Origin of the sequence: Streptomyces sp. NBC_01439, from assembly GCF_036227605.1 — a bacterium.
GTDB lineage: Bacteria > Actinomycetota > Actinomycetes > Streptomycetales > Streptomycetaceae > Streptomyces.
Map to the genome: position 1 here is coordinate 7,441,398 of NZ_CP109487.1, position 17,216 is coordinate 7,458,613.

Consider the following 17,216-nt stretch of genomic DNA (forward strand, 5'->3'; position numbering starts at 1 on the left):
GAACGGGTGCCTTTCCGGCTAGAGTTGACAGGTCGTCGAAGTGCGGGACACCATCCCGGCGATGGAGATCAACGATCTGACCCCGGCGGAACGCCGCGTCTGGGAAGCCTTCCCGCGCGGCGACGGGGTCGACTTCCGGCACGCTCCCGAGGACAGCTCCGTCGACGGGGCCGACTGGGGTCCCGACCGCACCCTGCGCGCCGAGGTGCTGCGAGCGATCCTGCTGGGAGCCGGCCCCGTCGTGCAGGGCCGGATCCCCGGTCTCAAGATCAAGGGCGCGAAGATCGTGGGCAAGCTCGACCTGCGCTACGCCGTGATCGACCACCCCATCCGGCTGCGCGACTGCTGGTTCGAGCGCAAGCCCCTGATCTACGGGGCCCAGCTGCGCGCCCTGGTCCTCGGCTACTCCACCCTGCCCGGCCTGACGGCCTCCACGGTGCGCGTCGAGGTGGTCCTACGGCTCTCCTGCTGCCGGATCGCCGGGCCCGTGCGGCTCCAGGGCGCCAAAATATCCGGGGGGCTCTTCCTCCAGGGCGCCGTGATCGGCCCCACGGCCGGCGAGGAGGCGGACGAGCCCCCGCTCCAGCTCAACCACATCGAGGTCGACACCGACATCATCGCGAACGACCTGACCGTGCACGGCCAGCTCCGCCTCAACGGGGCCACCGTCGGCGGCCAGATCCAGCTCGACCGCGCCCGGCTGCTGGCTCCCGGGGGGATCGCCCTGCACGCCGAGAACCTGACCGTCGGCACCGACCTGCGCGCGCACCGGATGCAGGCCCGCGGCATGGTCAACCTCACCGGCTCCCGGATCCCGGGCCAGGTCAACCTCACCCGCGCCGACCTCGCCAATCCGGACGGGACCGCTCTGCGCGCCTCCAGCTGCGCCATCGGCGAGCTGTGGCTGCGCCGCTGCGCCCCGGTCCGGGGCGACGTGAACCTGCGCCGGTCCACCGTCGACCTGCTCCACATCGACCCGCAGGCCTGGCCCGAGCGGATCGCCATCGACGGCCTGACCTACCGCACCCTCGCCCCGCACCTGCCCGCCGAGCAGCGACTGCCCGCCTTGGAGCGGGAGGAGTCCGGGTACCTCACGTACGCCTACGAACAGCTCGCGGCGGCCTACCGCACGGCGGGTGACGAGGCGGCCGCCCGGACCGTCCAGCTCGCGAAGCTGCGCAGGCACCGCCACACCCTGCCCCGGGCCGCCCGGGCGTGGGGGCTGCTCCAGGACGTCACCGTCGGCTACGGCTTCCGGCCGCTGCGCGCGGCGGGATGGCTGCTGGCGTTACTGATGACCGGGTCGATCGCGTACGGCATCGACCCGCCGCGCGCCCTGAAGGCGGGGGAGGCACCGGACTTCAACCCGGTCTTCTACACGATCGACCTGATGGTGCCGATCGTCGGTTTCGGCCAGGAGGGGGCCTTCGCGCCGGGCGGCCTGCACCAGTGGCTGTCGTACCTGCTGATCGTGACCGGCTGGATCCTCGCCACCACCACGGCGGCGGGCGTCAGCCGGTCACTCCAGCGTCAGTAGGCGCGGCGCGGGTCAGGCGGCCTTCGCCTTGGTGGCGTACATGTCGACGTACTCCTGGCCCGAGAGGCGCATGACCTCGGCCATCACCGAGTCGGTGACGGCGCGCAGCACGTAGCGGTCGCGGTCCATGCCCTCGTAGCGGGAGAACTCCATCGGCTCGCCGAAGCGGACGGTGACCCGGCCCGGGCGCGGCATGCCGGCGCCGCCCGGCTGGAGCTTGTCGGTGCCGATCATGGCGAACGGCACCACGGGGGCGCCGGTCATCAGGGTGAGGCGGGCGATGCCGGTCCGGCCGCGGTAGAGGCGGCCGTCGGGGGAGCGGGTGCCCTCGGGGTAGATGCCGAAGATCTTGCCCTCTTCGAGGATCCGGCGCCCGGTCATCAGGGCCGCCACGCCGCCGTTGGCCCCGTCACGGTCGACGGGGATCATGCCGGAGCCGCTGAAGAACCAGGCCATGGCGCGGCCCTTGATCCCCTTGCCGGTCACGTACTCGTCCTTGCCGATGAAGTGGACCGTGCGGTCGCACACCAGCGGCAGGATCATGGAGTCGATGAAGGTGAGGTGGTTGCCCGCCAGAATCACCGGTCCGGACCCGGGGATGTTCTCGATGCCCTCCACGCGGGTGCGGAACATCATGCGCATGACCGGTCCGACAGTGGCTTTGATGAGCTTCGTACGGAACAACGTGGGCCCTCCGGCATCGAAAAGCGGTTCGCGCACCCACCACACGGCGGTAGCGCAGGTGAGGACGATACTCGCGGGTCAGCTCCGAGCGCACATCGGGTTCACGTGTCGGATACGCAGTGTTGACGCACGTTTCCGCCACGTTCCCCGGATGTGCCGTCGTCGCACGCCCCGCAGTCACCCCTATTTGCCTACCATCGGCACGCCGATCGCGGGCCGCGACACGGCGATCACGAAGAGGAGTGGCACTCATGACACAGGGTGGGGCAGCGCGGCGCACGGTCCTGGGGGCGGCCGTCCTGGCGGCGGGGACCGGGATCACGGGACTCGCGGCGGGTTCCGCCGCCGCGGACGACGGCTACGGCCACGGCGACGGCCGCGGAAACGGTGACGGGGGCCACCGGGACCTTCCCCACCCGACGGTCATCGGCCATCGCGGAGCCAGCGGGTACCGTCCGGAGCACACGATCGGTTCCTACCAGCTCGCCCTCGACCTGGGCGCCGACGTCATCGAGCAGGACCTCGTCCCGACCAAGGACGGCCACCTGGTGTGCCGCCACGAGAACGAGATCGGCGGGACCACCGACGTCGCCGACCACCCCGAGTTCACCGCGCGGCGCACCACGAAGTCCGTCGACGGGGTCGCCGTCACCGGCTGGTTCACCGAGGACTTCACCCTGGCCGAGCTGAAGACCCTGCGCGCGAAGGAACGCATCCCCGCCGTCCGCCAGCGCAACACGCTCTACGACGGCCAGTGGGCCGTGCCCACCTTCGAAGAGGTGCTCCGCTGGGCCGACCGCGAGGGCAAGCGGCGCGGCAGGCGGGTGTGGCTGCACGTCGAGACCAAGCACCCCAGCTACTTCCGGGGTCTGGGCCTCGGCCTGGAGGAGCCCCTCGCCAAGCTCCTGCGCCGCTACGGGCGCGACGGACGCAGCGCCGCCGTCTTCCTCCAGTCCTTCGAGCCCTCCAGCATCCAGCGGCTCTCCCGGCTGGTCTCCGCGCCCCGCGTGGTCCTGCTCTCCGCGGCCGCCACCCGCCCCTGGGACTTCGAGGTGGCCAAGGACCCGCGCACGGTCGCCGACCTGGTCAAGCCCGAGGGCCTGAAGTGGATCGCCGGCTTCGCCCAGGGCATCGGCCCGACCATGGACCTGATCCTCCCGCGCGACGCGGCCGGCAAGCTCGGCGCCCCGACCACCCTGGTGAAGGACGCCCACGCCCGGGGGCTGTTGCTGCACCCCTACACCGCGCGCAACGAGAACAGCTTCCTGCCCGCCGAGTACCGCAAGGGGACCGACCCCACCGCGTACGGGGACGCCCTCGGTGCCTTCCGGACCTACTTCGAACAGGGCATCGACGGGATCTTCACCGACAACCCGGACACCGGGCTGCTCGCGGCGGAGGCCTTCCGCCCGGGCCGACGCCCCGTCAACCGCTGAGCGCGGCTGCCCGTACGAGTGGGCCGGGCCCGGTGGGGAAACCGTCCGGCCCGGTCCGCTCGTCCCGCCCGGCATGGACCTGCTGAAGGCTGACTACGTCGACAAGCTCGGCCCGCTCCTCTCCGCCGAGGCGGCCGCGGAGGCCCCGGGCACCGGAATGGACGCGGCCGACCTGGAACAAGCCGTCTGGGTCAGGCTGCTGGAGAGCGGCCGGCACGCGCCCGATCCGGCCGAACCCGCGGAGCCGGCGCGGTGGCTGCGCCGGGCGGTCCGGGCGGAGGCCCGCCTGGCCCGGCGCCGGGCCAGGCGGGAAATCCCGTACGGCCACCGCCAGCACCCTGTGGACGGGAGCGCACCGGCCGGCGCAGCCCCCGCGGCCGAGCCCGAAGACGCCCTCCTGCACGGCGAGGAGAACCGCGCACTCCGATCGGCGGTCGCCCGTTTACCCGGCCGCTGTCCCGAGCTGATGAAGGCACTTCTTTCGCCCAGAGACCTCACTTACCGTGAAATCGCAGGAGAGTTGGGTATCTCACAAGGAAGTTTGGGGCCCGTCCGTTCCCGTTGCCTGGGATGTCTGCGCAGAATGCTGGCTGCAGAGGTTGCGGCTCCTGGCCTGCGGGGAAAGGAGCGGTAGACCAACGGGCTACCAGGTGAGCTGGAGGCATGCGCACATGGGCATGAGCGTGACCATTTCGGCGGCGGCTGCCGAGGACGCTGAGCAGATCTTCAAACTGCAGTACCTGGCCTTCCAGCGGGAGGCCGAGCTGTACGGCAACTACCTCATCCAGCCGCTCACCCAGTCCCTGGACTCCCTCAAGGGGGAACTGGCGACGGACACCGTCCTGGTGGCCCGGCTCGGCGACGAGATCGTCGGAACCGTGCGCGGCAACGTCGACGAGGACGGCACCGGCAAGATCGCCAAGCTCTGCGTGCACCCCCGACTGCAGGGTCACGGCCTCGGGGCGCGCCTGCTGCGCGCGGTCGAGGAAGCCCTGGCGGGCCCCGGCCGCACCGCCCGCTTCCGCCTGCACACCGGACACAAGAGCGAGGCGAACCTGCGCCTCTACCGCAAGGCCGGCTACGTCAAGGTCGGCGGCCGCACCGCGTCCGACGGCGTCCAGCTGGTGATCCTGGAGAAGGAAGCCAAGGACCCGACGGACTTCACGGTCAGCGCGTAGCCGCCCCTCAGCGCTTGCGCAGCCAGAGCATCCCGGTGATCGGCAGGATCACCGGGATGAACAGGTAGCCCATCCCGAACTGGGACCACACGGTCGTGTCGGGGAAGGACTCGGGTCGCACCAGGGTCCAGGTCCCCACGGCCAGCACACCGGCCAGCTCGGCGGCGCAGCAGACCAGCGCCGCCCTGCGGGCCTTCTCGCCGCCGCGCACGAGCGAGTACGTGATGAACGCGTAGACCAGCGCGGCCACGGCGGACAACGAGTACGCCAGCGGAGCCCGGTCGAACTCGGTGGAGATCTGGAAGGCCGAGCGGGAGACCGCGCCCACCACCATCACCCCGTACAGCCACACCAGCAGCAGACCGGGCCCGGAGACCAGCCGCCCCCGCCCGGAGGTCGTGGTGGCGGCGCCGGTGGCGTCCGTCCTGTCGGAGTCAGGCACCGGTGGTTCCCCAGATGTCGTAGAGCCGTACTTCGAGGACGGCGAGCACGACGGCGCCGGCGGCCACCGTGATCGATCCCCACTTGGTCCGCTCGCTCAGCGAGAGCACCCCGGCGGCCGGGACCGCGGCGAACGCGCCCACCAGGTAAGCCACGAAGATCACCGTGCCCTCGTCGGGCTTCTCGCCCTGGGCCAGCTTGACCAGGCCGATCACCAGCTGCGCCAGGACCAGCACGGTCACGACGGCCATGCCGATGAAGTGCCAGTCCTTGGTCGGCTGGTCCCGCCATGCGGCGTGGCCGCACCAGGCGGCGAGGGCGAGTGCGGCCACGCCGATGGCGACCGTCAGGGCGTCGAGCATGCAGCGAGGGTATTACGGGCCATAAGACCCGGTGCGCGCACCCCTGTCTCCCGGAAGCCCGCGCACGGCCCGCGCACGGCCCGCGCCGCACCCGCGCTCCACCCGTGCGCCGCACCCGCGCGCTGTCCTCGTGCACGGCGCGGCGACCGTGGTCTTGACCACAGCGGGCCGGGTCGCCGCACTCCGGACCGGGCGGGCCGGACGGCCCCGGCATGCCGCGTCGGCGCAGGTCGGCGGCGGGGACTCGGCCTCGGACGGGAGGGGTGGCCTTGACCGGTGTCGTCCGGTATGTGGTCGAAATGCGTCCGCTATTCGGACGTCTTTGATCGGTCAGGGGATACGTCTGCTTTACTGGGGCCCATGACCACGACGAGCAGCCGCACCCTTGCGACCGAGGCGACGATGACGCCCGGTGCTCGTTGTATGTGTCGAATGTGCGCCTTCTGAGGGCCCCTTCCTGAGCCTCGCGCCCCGAAGCGAGACCAGCCGCGCCACCACGTCACCAGCTGATGAACAGCACGGCTCGCTCCTGCCCCGCGCACGTGTCGACACCGTCATTTTCTGACGGTTCGTCCCGTATCGCGTCCCCAGATTGTTTGCCCCGTGCCGGCAGCCCGCTGCGCCGCGCACTCGACAGCGACGGAAATCCTGTGATCACCACATCAGGCCTCACGAAGGTCTACCAGTCCCGTGGCCGCGAGGTCACCGCCCTGGACGGCGTCGATCTCCACGTCCGCGAGGGCGAGGTCTACGGAGTCATCGGCCAGAGCGGCGCAGGCAAATCCTCCCTGATCCGCTGCGTCAACCTGCTGGAGCGCCCCACCACCGGCACGGTGACCGTGGACGGCGTCGACCTCACCGCCCTCGCCGGCCGCGGCCGCCGCGCGGGCAAGGAGCTCCGCCAGGCCCGCAGCCGCATCGGCATGGTCTTCCAGCACTTCAACCTGCTGTCCTCGCGCACCGTCCAGGCCAACGTCGAGCTGCCCCTGGAGATCCTCGGCATCTCCGGCCGCGAGCGCTCCCGCAAGGCCCTCGAACTCCTCGACCTGGTCGGCCTCGCCGACAAGGCCAAGGCCTACCCGACCCAGCTCTCCGGCGGCCAGAAGCAGCGCGTCGGCATCGCCCGCGCCCTGGCCGGCGATCCCAAGGTGCTGCTGTCCGACGAGGCCACCAGCGCCCTGGACCCCGAGACCACCCGCTCCGTCCTCGGGCTGCTGCGCGACCTCAACCAGCAGCTCGGCCTCACCGTGCTGCTCATCACGCACGAGATGGACGTGGTCAAGACCGTCTGCGACTCGGCCGCCCTGATGAAGAACGGCCGGATCATCGAGTCCGGCACCGTCGCCGAACTCCTCGCCACCCCCGGCTCCGAGCTCGCCGGCGAACTCTTCCCGGTCACCGGCACCGCCACCGGCCCCGACCGCACGGTCGTCGACGTCACCTTCCACGGCGAAGCCGCCGTCCGGCCGGTCATCTCGCAGCTCTCGCGCACGTACAACATCGACATCTCGATCCTCGGCGCCGCGATGGACACCGTCGCGGGCCGGCAGATCGGCCGCATGCGCATCGAACTGCCCGGCGGTTACGAGGACAACGTCGTGCCGGTCGGCTTCCTGCGCGAGCAGGGCCTCCAGGTCGACGTCATCGACGAGATCGACAACGAACTGGCCGAGCTGGTCAAGGACGGTGCCAAGTGACCTGGTCCGAAATGCAGCCCCTGCTCACCCAGGGCACCTACGACACCCTCTACATGGTGCTGTGGTCCACCCTGGTGACCGTGCTCGGCGGCCTGCCCATCGGCATCCTGCTGGTCCTCACCGACAAGGGCGGCCTCCTGCAGAACCAGCCGCTCAACAAGGTCCTCGGCGTGATCGTGAACATAGGCCGCTCGCTGCCGTTCATCATCCTGCTGATCTTCCTGATCCCGGTCACCACGGCGGTCGTCGGCACCTTCATCGGCCCCACCGCCATGATCGTCCCGCTCGCCATCGGCGCCGTCCCCTTCTTCGCCCGGCTCGTCGAGACCGCCGTCCGCGAGGTGGACCACGGTCTCATCGAGGCCGTCGAGTCCATGGGCGGCGGCATCCCCACCCTGGTCGGCAAGGTGCTCCTCCCGCAGGCCCTGCCCTCCCTGGTCGCCGGTGTCACCACCACCGTCATCACCCTTGTCGGCTACTCGGCCATGGCCGGCGCCGTCGGCGGCGAAGGACTGGGCTCCAAGGCCATCACCTACGGCTTCCAGCGCTTCGAGACCGGCTTCATGATCGCCACCGTCGTGGTCCTGATCGCCCTCGTCACGGTGATCCAGCTGCTCGGCGACGGGGCGGTCCGCCTCCTCGCCCGCCGCGGCAGGGCCGCCTGAAAAGACTTTCCCCCCAACAGAGCCCGCACTTGTCGTGCTTGGGCCGCCACCCCAGCAAGTCATCCGTACTTGTTCAGCAAGAAAGGCACTCTTCGTGCGTAAGAACATCAAGCTCACCGCCCTCGCCGCCACGGCCACCGCGCTCGCCCTCGGCCTCACCGCCTGCGGCAGCTCCTCGGACCCGTCGTCGGCGAAGGCCGACGGCGGCAAGGCCGACGAGAGCAAGCCCCTCGTCATAGCCGCCTCCCCGAGCCCCCACGCCGACGTCCTGAACTTCGTCAAGGACAAGCTCGCGGCCAAGGAAGGCCTCAAGCTGGAGGTCAAGGAGTTCACGGACTACGTCCTGCCGAACACCGCCACCGAGCAGGGCCAGGTCGACGGCAACTACTTCCAGCACAAGCCGTACCTCGACGACTTCAACAAGAAGAACAACACCCACGTCGTGCCCGTCGCGAACGTGCACCTGGAGCCCCTCGGCCTCTACTCCAAGAAGATCAAGGCCATCGGTGACATCAAGGCCGGCCAGACCATCGCCGTCCCCAACGACACCACCAACGAGGGCCGCGCGCTCCAGCTGCTCGCCGCCAACAACCTGATCACCCTCAAGGAGGGTGTCGGCACCAGCGCCAAGCTGTCCGACATCACCGACAAGAAGGGCCTGGAGTTCAAGGAGCTGGAGGCCGCCACGGTCCCGCGCGCCCTGAACGACGTGGACGCCGCGGTCATCAACGGCAACTACGCCCTCGAGGCCAAGCTCTCGCCCGCCAAGGACGCGCTGATCCTCGAGAAGGCCGAGGGCAACCCCTACGCCAACTTCCTCGCGGTCAAGGACGGCAACCAGAACGACCCGCGGATCCAGAAGCTGGCCAAGCTGCTGAACTCCGACGAGGTCAAGAAGTTCATCGAGGAGAAGTACCAGGGCTCGGTCATTCCGGCCTTCGGCGCCCCGGCCGCTTCCTGAACCGGTATCTCCTGATCCGGTTCCTCCCGAACCGGTCATGAATCTCGGCCCCGCACGCACCTGACGGCGCGCGGGGCCGAGCTCTGCCCGCTTCCGGGCAACCCGACCCTGCACATCACCCGGTCGATGCTGCATGCTGTGGCCTACGAACCGCACGCACGGTCCCGCACGAACGGTCCCGCACCGCGGTCGCATCGCACCACGGTCGCACCACGGTCTCAGGCATGGAGCTGCGCATGACTACCACCTTCCCGGACGTCACCATCAGCACGGACCGGCTGGTGCTGCGCCCCTTCGAGGAAGAGGACGTCACCGCGCTGACCGAGATGATGAACGACGAGCACGTCACCGCCTGGACCGGTGTGCCCCACCCCTACACCCGCGCCGAAGCGCACGCCTGGGCCACCCGGCACTCCCACGCGGAACGCACCGAGGGCCGCGGCATCGTCTTCGCCGTCACCGAGTTCCTCACCCAGCGCCTCGTCGGCATCGTGCACCTCCAGGGCACCAACTGGCACACCCGCGCCACCGAGGTCGGCTACGTCACCGCCCCCTGGGCCCGCGGCGAGGGCTACGCCAGCGAGTCCGTCCTGGCAGTCGCCCAATGGCTCTTCCGCGCCCAGGGGTTCGAGCGGCTCGAACTGCGCACCGCCGCCGACAACACCGCCTCGCAGCAGGTGGCCCAGAAGATCGGCTGCATCAGCGAGGGCGTCCTGCGCAACGCGTGGATAGTGCGGACGCAGACGGTCGACGGCGGTTGGGTCGACACCCGCACCGACCTCATCGTCTGGAGCCTGGTCCCCGAAGACCTCGACGAGGTCGACGGCTACGACAGCTACGGCAGCTACGACGGATACGCCCGCAGCACCGCCTTCCCGCACCGGGCCGACGCGAACGGCCACCCCGTCGGCGCCGACTGGAACTGAACTGATGACCGGGTAGTCTCACCGTGCCCGCCCCGACGAAACTTCGCCCGCCCCCCGGCTACCGCTGGGCGGTGCCCCCTGCCAGACCAGGAGACTGACGACGATGGCCGACCGGGTCACGGTGATCGGCTGGGACGGTTCGCCCCTGACCGCGGGCGCCCGGTCCGCGCTCTCCGCCGCCACCCTCGTGGCCGGCGCCGCGCACCACCTCGCCCTCCCCGAAGTACCGCCCACCGCGGAGCGCATCCGCCTGGGCAGTGTCGGCCTCGCCGCACGCCGCATCGCCGGCCACCGCGGCACCGCGGTGGTCTTCGCCGACGGGGACCCGGGCTTCTTCGGCGCCGTACGCGTCCTGCGCGCCCCGGAGCACGGCCTGGAGGTCGAGGTGTTCCCGGCCGTGTCCTCCGTGGCCGCCGCCTTCGCCCGCGCCGGCATGCCCTGGGACGACGCGCAGGTGGTCGTCGCCCACCCCCGCACCCTGCGCCGCGCGGTCAACGTCTGCCGCGCCCACGCCAAGGTCGCCGTCCTCACCTCACCCGGCGCCGGCCCCGCGGAACTCGCACTGCTCCTCGAAGGAGTGCACCGCACCTTCGTCGTCTGCGAGGAACTCGGCACGGACCGGGAGCAGGTGAGCGTCCTCACCTCCGACAAGGCCGCCGACCACAGCTGGCGCGACCCGAACGTCGTCATCGTCATCGGGGGCGGGGGACCGGCCCCCGCCGAGGCGGGCTGGCTCCTCGGCCAGAGCACCGCCCGGTCCGTCGACCGCGGCTGGGCCGGGCCGCAGGCCGACGCGGGAGAAGGCGAGTCCGCCCAGCTCCGCGCGGCCCAACTCGCCCGGCTCGGCCCGCGCACCGGCGACCTCCTCTGGGACATCGGCGCCGGATCCGGCGGCGTGGCCGTGGATTCGGCCGCCCTCGGCGCCGCCGTCATCGCGGTGGACGCCGACCCGGCCGCCTGCGACCGCGTAACTGCCGCCGCCCGCGAGCGCGGAGTGCAGCTGCAGGCCGTCGCCGGGCGGGCGCCGCAGGTACTGGAGAACCTGCCCGAGCCCGATGTCGTCCGCGTCGGCGGTGGCGGCGCCGCCGTTGTCGCGGCCGTCGCCGAACGCCGTCCCGAACGGATCGTCAGCCACGCCTCCACCCGCGACGAGGCGGAGGCGATCGGCAGGGCACTCACCGAACACGGTTACGCCGTCGAGTGCGCGCTGCTCCAGTCCGTCGCCCTGGACACCCGGACCTGGGCCGAACAGGACCGTTCCGTGGTGTTCCTCCTGGCAGCGCAACGCCCCGCCACGCGCTGAGCCGAGGGCCGGGGTAGGCTGGCCGATCGTCGTACCGCTTCGGACCATTCGGGCATCGCGACACCACCGGGACGCGCGACGTGGCGCAGTCCACAGAGGACCGTGACGGTTATGGCCGTCACGGTGGCCGACGGGCGCGACAATGCTTACTGGTTGTCGTGCAGGCGCATGCGAGACGAGCTCGTCGCACCGCAACCCCGCAGGCAAACCGCTCGGCGGCCTCGTGGGCGACCGGGCGATCGAAGAGGCAACACCGATGGGCGAGGGGTAAGCATGACTGACACCGGCCAGGTCCCGGGCGAGGGTCTCCCGGACAGTGCGGGCATGGTGGATCAGCAGAGCGTCCCCGCTCCGGTCCAGATCCCGGCACCGATTCCCGCTGGCTACGCCTTCCAGGACCTCATGGACAACCCGGCCGAGCCGGAGGACGAGGAACTGCTGCTGATGCCGAGCGGCCAGGGTGCGTGGAGCGACCCGCAGGTCGTCCCGCAGGCCCCCGCCTTCCCCGCCGCGCCCCAGCTCGGCGAGGTACAGATGTACCCGGACCCGTCCTACGCCGCCGAGCCCGCCTACCCCGAGGCCCCGGTCGCGTACACCGAGTTCCCCCCGCCCGTGTTCCCCGACGGCGGCTACAGCGCGGGCGCGCACGAGACGGGCGGCCGTGACTCCGGCGCGCTCGACCTCGGCGGGCTCGTCGTACCGCCCCCGGCGGTCCCCGTCGCCCCGGCGGCCCCCGTCCGGCGCCCCCTGCACATGGGTCCGCCCGTGCCCGAGGCCAACGGCGGAGTCGTACGCTCCCTCGCCGACCGCGGCCCGGCCGCCGCGCCCGCCCAGGCCGTCCCCATGGCCGCCGTGAGCACCCCGTCGGCGCCCCTCCCGCTGCGCCAGGCAGGACCTCCGACCACGGGACCCGAGTACCTGGACGTCCCGCGCGCCGAGGCCGCCCCGGTCCCCGCGGCCCAGCCGGGCGAGATCCCGCCGCAGGCCGGTGCGCCGTGGACGCCGGAGCCGGTGGCGGAGCCCGCCCCGGCACCCGCCGAGGTCGTGGCGCAGCCCGTGGAGCCGGAGCCCGTCCCGGCCCTCGCGGAACCGGCCGTCCAGCCCGAGCCGGTGGCGGCCGAGCCGCTGCAGCCGGAGCCCGTCGCGGTCGAGCCGGAGCCCGTCGCCGTCGTCGAGCCGGAGCCGGAGCCGGTCGTGGTCGTCCCGGAGCCCGTCGCCGTCCAGCCGGAGCCGGTCGTGGCGGAGCCGGCCGAGGCCGCGGCCGGGGAGCCCCAGGCCCAGCCCGAGCCGGTGGCCGCCGTGGTGCCCGAGCCGGTCCAGCCGGAGCCCGTTGCCGAGGTCCAGCCCGCGGCCGAGCCGGAGCCGGTGGTCCCGGCCGAGCCGATCGCGGCCCCGCCGGTTGCGGTGGAGCCGCAGGCCGAGCCGGTGGCCCCCGTCGAGCCGGTGGCCGCCGTGGTGCCCGAGCCGGTCCAGCCGGAGCCGGGCGCCGAGGCGCAGCCGGCACCGGAGCCCGAGTCCGAGCCGCAGCCCGAGTCCGTGCCCGAGCCGGCGGCCGTGGAGCCGCAGCCCGAACCCGAGTCCGCGCCCCAGCCCGACCCGGTGGCCCAGCCCACCCCGGTGGCCCAGCCCACCCCGGTGGCCCAGGCCGAGCCGGTGGCCGTGGAGCCCCGGCCCGAGGAGGCCGCCCCGGCCGAGCCCGCAGCCGCGGAATCCGCCGAGCCCGCCGCGGGCGAGGCGGCCCCCGGCTACGCCGACGCCGAGCGCGAGGCCGTCCTGCGCGTCATGCGCGAGCGCCGCGACATCCGCAAGGGCTTCCGGACCGACCCGATCCCGCACGAGGTGCTGCTCCGCGTCCTGGAGGCGGCCCACACCGCCCCCAGCGTCGGCCACTCGCAGCCGTGGGACTTCGTCGTCATCCGCTCCGCCGAGACCCGCCGCACGATGCACGAGCTCGCCCAGCGCCAGCGCGAGGCGTACGCGAAGTCGCTGCCCAAGGGCCGGGCGAAGCAGTTCAAGGAACTCAAGATCGAGGCCATCCTCGACACCCCGGTGAACATCGTCGTCACCGCCGACCCCACCCGGGGCGGACGCCACACCCTCGGCCGGCACACCCAGCCGCAGATGGCCCCGTACTCCTCGGCCCTCGCCGTCGAAAACCTCTGGCTCGCCGCGCGCGCCGAAGGCCTCGGGGTCGGCTGGGTCAGCTTCTTCGACGAGCGCGAGATGGTCCGCGAGCTGGGCCTGCCCGAGCACCTCGAGGTCGTCGCCTACCTCTGCGTCGGCTACGTCGACGAGTTCCCCGAGGAGCCCGAGCTGGCCCAGGCCGGCTGGTCGCAGCGCCGCCCGCTCTCCTGGGTGGTCCACGAGGAGACCTACGGCCGCCGCGCGCTGCCCGGTGAGGAGCCGCACGACCTGCTCTCGGAGACGGTCGCCAGCATCCGTCCGCTCGACGCGAAGGCCCTGGGCGAGGCCTGGGAGCGCCAGAAGCGCATGACCAAGCCCGCAGGGGCCCTGGGCATGCTGGAGATCATCTCCGCCCAGCTGTCCGGCCTCTCCCGGGTCTGCCCGCCGCCGATCCCGGAGCCGGCCGCGGTCGCGATCTTCGCCGGTGACCACGGCGTGCACGCCCAGGGCGTCACCCCGTGGCCGCAGGAGGTCACCACCCAGATGGTGGCCAACTTCCTTGGCGGCGGAGCGGTCTGCAACGCCTTCGCCAACCAGGTCGGCGCCGAGGTCTGCGTGATCGACGTCGGCGTCGCGGGCGACCTCCCCGCCACCCCCGGCCTCCTGCCCCGCAAGGTCCGCCCCGGCACGGCCGACCTCTCCACCGGCCCGGCGATGACCCGCGAGGAAGCCGTCGCGGCCATCGAGGTCGGCATCGAGACGGCCCGCGACCTGGTGGCGGCCGGCAACAAGGCCCTCCTCACCGGCGAGATGGGCATCGCCAACACCACGGTCTCGGCGGCCCTGATCTCCGTCTTCACCGGCGTGGACCCGGCCGAGGTCACGGGCCGCGGCACGGGCATCAACGACGAGACGCACGCCCGCAAGGTCGAGGTCGTCCGCCGCGCCCTGGAGCTCCACCAGCCCGACCCGGCGGACCCGATCGGCGTCCTGGCGGCCATCGGCGGCCTGGAGCACGCGGCCATCGTCGGCCTGCTCCTCGGCGGTGCGTCGCTGCGCACCCCGGTGATCCTGGACGGCGTCAGCGCCGGAGCCGCCGCCCTGGTGGCCCGCGCCATCGCCCCCGAGTCCCTGTCGGCCTGCATCGCGGGCCACCGCAGCGCCGAGCCGGGCCACGTCGCCGCGCTCAACAAGCTGGGCCTGCGCCCGCTGGTCGACCTGGACCTCCGCCTCGGCGAGGGCACGGGCGCCCTGCTCGCCCTCCCCCTGGTCCAGAGCGCGGCCCGCGCGATGCACGAGGTCGCCACGTTCGACTCGGCGGGCGTGACGGAGAAGTAGCCCCGGTCTCCCGGGGCTCCGCCCCGGACCCCGCGCCTCAATCGCCGGCGGGGCTGATTCAGCCCGGCGATCGGATCTGCCGTGGGGCGGGGACACTCCGGGACGTCCCCGCAGGCCGAGCGAACCCACCGCCGGTCGGCAGGCCGGTCCGGCTCGGGGTTCGCGAGCCGAGGAGACGTCCCGGAGGGGCACCGTCCCACCGCGAAGCCGTCCCACAGCCCCGCCGGCGTGTGAGGCGCAGGGCCCGGGGCGGAGCCCCGATCCGTGACCGGCACCCACGCACGACACGAGGCCGACCCCGCACATCGGGCCCGGCGGGAGCCAGGCGCAGCCCCGTCCGCGCCTCGGGACGGCCCGCGCCGTATGGTGGACCCGCACCAAGAATCCGCACGTCAGCACACCGCCGCTCCAGAGCCGCAGCGGCACGACAGAACGACCGCCGCACCAGGAGCCGCACCGCCATGGCCGAAACCCCCGCCTACCCCGTCGGTCTCCGACTCGCCGGCCGCCGCGTCGTCGTCATCGGCGGCGGACAGGTCGCGCAGCGCCGCCTTCCCGCACTCATCGCGGCCGGCGCCGACGTCCTGCTCATCTCGCCCTCCGCCACCCCCTCCGTGGACGCGATGGCCGAGACCGGCGAGATCCGTTGGGAGCGCCGCCGCTACCGGGACGGTGACCTCGCCGACGCCTGGTACGCGCTGATCGCCACCCAGAACCGCGAGGACAACGAGCGCGCCTCCGCCGAGGCCGAGCGCGAGCGCGTCTGGTGCGTCCGCGCCGACGACGCCTCCGCCGCCACCGCCTGGACCCCCGCGACCGGCCGCGTCGAGGGGGTCACCGTCGCCGTGCTGACCGGCAACGACCCCCGCCGCTCCGCGGCCGTGCGCGACGCCGTCGTGGAGGGCCTGCGCGACGGCACCCTCACCGCCCCGGCCCACCGGCACAAGGCCACCCCCGGCGTGGCCCTCGTCGGCGGCGGCCCGGGCGACCCGGACCTGATCACCGTGCGCGGCCGCCGCCTCCTCGCCGAGGCCGACGTGGTCATCGCCGACCGGCTCGGCCCCCGCGACCTGCTCGACGAGCTTCCGCCGCACGTCGAGGTCATCGACGCCGCGAAGATCCCGTACGGCCGGTTCATGGCCCAGGAGGCCATCAACAACGCCCTGATCGAGCACGCCCGGGCCGGCAAGGCCGTGGTCCGGCTCAAGGGCGGCGACCCGTACGTCTTCGGCCGCGGCATGGAGGAGCTCCAGGCCCTCGCCGAGGTCGGCATCCCCTGCACCGTCGTCCCCGGCATCTCCAGCTCCATCTCGGTGCCCGGCGCCGTCGGCATCCCGGTCACCCACCGCGGTGTGGCGCACGAGTTCACCGTGGTCAGCGGCCACGTCGGCCCCGACGACGCGCGCTCGCTCGTGGACTGGGCCTCCCTCGCCAAGCTCACCGGCACCCTGGTGATCCTGATGGGCGTCGACAAGATCGGCCTGATCGCCGAGGCGCTGGTGCGCCACGGCCGCTCCGCGGACACCCCTGTCGCGGTGATCCAGGAGGGCACCACCGCCACCCAGCGCCGGGTGGACGCCACCTTGGCCACGGTCGGCGAGACCGTGCGCGCCGAAGAGGTCCGTCCGCCGGCCGTCATCGTCATCGGGGAGGTCGTCCGCGTCAACGGCCCGGGCGACCCCACCCCGCCCACCACCAGCGCCTGACAGGCCGTTGGCACCACACCCAGGACAAGGCAGTATCACCCTGTGGCTGATCTCATCACCGTCAACGACCCCGACGACCCGCGCCTGCGCGACTACACGGGCCTGACCGACGTCGAACTCCGGCGCAGGCGCGAGCCCGCGGAAGGCCTCTTCATCGCCGAGGGCGAGAAGGTCATCAGACGCGCCAAGGACGCCGGGTACGAGATGCGCTCGATGCTGCTCTCCGCCAAGTGGGTCGACGTCATGCGCGACGTCATCGACGAACTCCCGGCCCCGGTCTACGCCGTGACCCCCGAGCTCGCCGAGCGCGTCACCGGCTACCACGTGCACCGCGGGGCCCTGGCCTCCATGCAGCGCAAGCCGCTGCCCACGGCCGAGGAACTGCTCTCCACGACCCGCCGCGTGGTCGTCATGGAAGCGGTCAACGACCACACCAACATCGGAGCCATCTTCCGCAGCGCCGCCGCCCTCGGCATGGACGCGGTGCTGTTGTCGCCCGACTGCGCGGACCCGCTCTACCGCCGCTCGGTGAAGGTCTCCATGGGAGCGGTGTTCTCCGTCCCCTACGCCCGCCTCGAGGCCTGGCCGAAGAGCCTGGACTCGGTGCGCGAGGCGGGCTTCAAGCTGCTCGCCCTCACCCCGCACGAGAAGGCCACGGCGATCGACGTGGCCGCGCCGCAGTCCCTGGAACGGGTCGCGCTGATGCTCGGTGCCGAGGGCGACGGCCTGTCCACGCCCGCGCTGGTCGCCGCTGACGAGTGGGTGCGCATCCCCATGGCCCACGGCGTGGACTCGCTGAACGTGGGCGCGGCGGCCGCGGTCGCCTTCTACGCGGTGGCCCAGGGCCGCGCCTGACCG

General features: G+C 72.5%; 15 protein-coding genes. 12 read left to right on the top strand and 3 right to left on the bottom strand.

Annotated features, from left to right (window positions below; all coding sequences use genetic code 11):
- Positions 1 to 61 precede the first annotated feature (61 nt).
- Entirely contained in the window at positions 62 to 1,537 is a 1,476-nt protein-coding gene (locus tag OG207_RS33900) for a membrane-associated oxidoreductase (RefSeq protein ID WP_329103889.1), read from the top strand.
- Between the two features lie 12 nt (positions 1,538 to 1,549).
- On the opposite strand, the gene OG207_RS33905 is transcribed toward OG207_RS33900, so the two are convergent.
- The gene (locus OG207_RS33905) at positions 1,550 to 2,179 is read right to left on the bottom strand and encodes a lysophospholipid acyltransferase family protein (RefSeq protein WP_033222645.1); all 630 of its coding nucleotides are present in this window, start codon (positions 2,177 to 2,179) and stop codon (positions 1,550 to 1,552) included.
- Between the two features lie 293 nt (positions 2,180 to 2,472).
- Here OG207_RS33905 and OG207_RS33910 point away from each other — a divergent pair, with 293 nt between their 5' ends.
- The 3 genes from OG207_RS33910 (at position 2,473) to OG207_RS33920 (ending at position 4,835) form a co-directional block, all read left to right on the top strand.
- The gene (locus OG207_RS33910; RefSeq protein WP_329103892.1) at positions 2,473 to 3,657 is read left to right on the top strand and encodes a glycerophosphodiester phosphodiesterase; all 1,185 of its coding nucleotides are present in this window, start codon (positions 2,473 to 2,475) and stop codon (positions 3,655 to 3,657) included.
- Positions 3,658 to 3,730: 73 nt separating this feature from the next.
- Positions 3,731 to 4,291 (top strand): sigma-70 family RNA polymerase sigma factor, encoded by a 561-nt coding sequence (locus OG207_RS33915; protein WP_329103894.1) that lies wholly within the window; start codon positions 3,731 to 3,733, stop codon positions 4,289 to 4,291.
- A 37-nt stretch (positions 4,292 to 4,328) separates the two neighbouring features.
- The gene (locus OG207_RS33920) at positions 4,329 to 4,835 is read left to right on the top strand and encodes a GNAT family N-acetyltransferase (RefSeq protein WP_329103896.1); all 507 of its coding nucleotides are present in this window, start codon (positions 4,329 to 4,331) and stop codon (positions 4,833 to 4,835) included.
- A gap of 7 nt (positions 4,836 to 4,842) precedes the next feature.
- On the opposite strand, the gene OG207_RS33925 is transcribed toward OG207_RS33920, so the two are convergent.
- A complete protein-coding gene (locus tag OG207_RS33925) occupies positions 4,843 to 5,277 on the bottom strand; it encodes a hypothetical protein (RefSeq protein ID WP_329103898.1) in 435 nt (144 codons plus the stop codon).
- A complete protein-coding gene (locus OG207_RS33930; protein WP_329103900.1) occupies positions 5,270 to 5,638 on the bottom strand; it encodes a hypothetical protein in 369 nt (122 codons plus the stop codon). Before OG207_RS33930 ends, OG207_RS33925 begins: the two co-directional genes overlap by 8 nt.
- 650 nt (positions 5,639 to 6,288) lie before the next feature.
- Between OG207_RS33930 and OG207_RS33935 the strand changes: the two genes are divergently transcribed.
- The 8 genes from OG207_RS33935 to OG207_RS33970 all read left to right on the top strand — a co-directional run bounded on the left by OG207_RS33935 (position 6,289) and on the right by OG207_RS33970 (position 17,213).
- A complete protein-coding gene (locus OG207_RS33935) occupies positions 6,289 to 7,335 on the top strand; it encodes a methionine ABC transporter ATP-binding protein (protein WP_329103902.1) in 1,047 nt (348 codons plus the stop codon).
- On the top strand, positions 7,332 to 8,000 hold the full coding sequence (locus tag OG207_RS33940; RefSeq protein ID WP_329103904.1) for a methionine ABC transporter permease: 669 nt from the start codon (positions 7,332 to 7,334) through the stop codon (positions 7,998 to 8,000). Before OG207_RS33935 ends, OG207_RS33940 begins: the two co-directional genes overlap by 4 nt.
- Positions 8,001 to 8,094: 94 nt before the next feature.
- Positions 8,095 to 8,961 (top strand): MetQ/NlpA family ABC transporter substrate-binding protein, encoded by an 867-nt coding sequence (locus OG207_RS33945; RefSeq protein ID WP_329103906.1) that lies wholly within the window; start codon positions 8,095 to 8,097, stop codon positions 8,959 to 8,961.
- A gap of 236 nt (positions 8,962 to 9,197) precedes the next feature.
- Complete coding sequence (locus OG207_RS33950) at positions 9,198 to 9,887, top strand: GNAT family N-acetyltransferase (protein WP_329103908.1); 690 nt, start codon at positions 9,198 to 9,200, stop codon at positions 9,885 to 9,887.
- 103 nt (positions 9,888 to 9,990) lie between these two features.
- The gene (gene cbiE, locus OG207_RS33955; protein WP_329103910.1) at positions 9,991 to 11,190 is read left to right on the top strand and encodes a precorrin-6y C5,15-methyltransferase (decarboxylating) subunit CbiE; all 1,200 of its coding nucleotides are present in this window, start codon (positions 9,991 to 9,993) and stop codon (positions 11,188 to 11,190) included.
- Between the two features lie 273 nt (positions 11,191 to 11,463).
- The gene (gene cobT, locus OG207_RS33960; RefSeq protein ID WP_329103912.1) at positions 11,464 to 14,652 is read left to right on the top strand and encodes a nicotinate-nucleotide--dimethylbenzimidazole phosphoribosyltransferase; all 3,189 of its coding nucleotides are present in this window, start codon (positions 11,464 to 11,466) and stop codon (positions 14,650 to 14,652) included.
- Positions 14,653 to 15,113: 461 nt separating this feature from the next.
- Positions 15,114 to 16,358 carry a uroporphyrinogen-III C-methyltransferase gene (cobA, locus tag OG207_RS33965; protein WP_329103915.1) on the top strand — a complete coding sequence of 415 codons (1,245 nt, stop codon included), beginning with the start codon at positions 15,114 to 15,116 and terminating at the stop codon, positions 16,356 to 16,358.
- Positions 16,359 to 16,400: 42 nt separating this feature from the next.
- Positions 16,401 to 17,213 carry a TrmH family RNA methyltransferase gene (locus tag OG207_RS33970; RefSeq protein ID WP_329103917.1) on the top strand — a complete coding sequence of 271 codons (813 nt, stop codon included), beginning with the start codon at positions 16,401 to 16,403 and terminating at the stop codon, positions 17,211 to 17,213.
- The last annotated feature ends 3 nt before the right edge of the window (positions 17,214 to 17,216 follow it).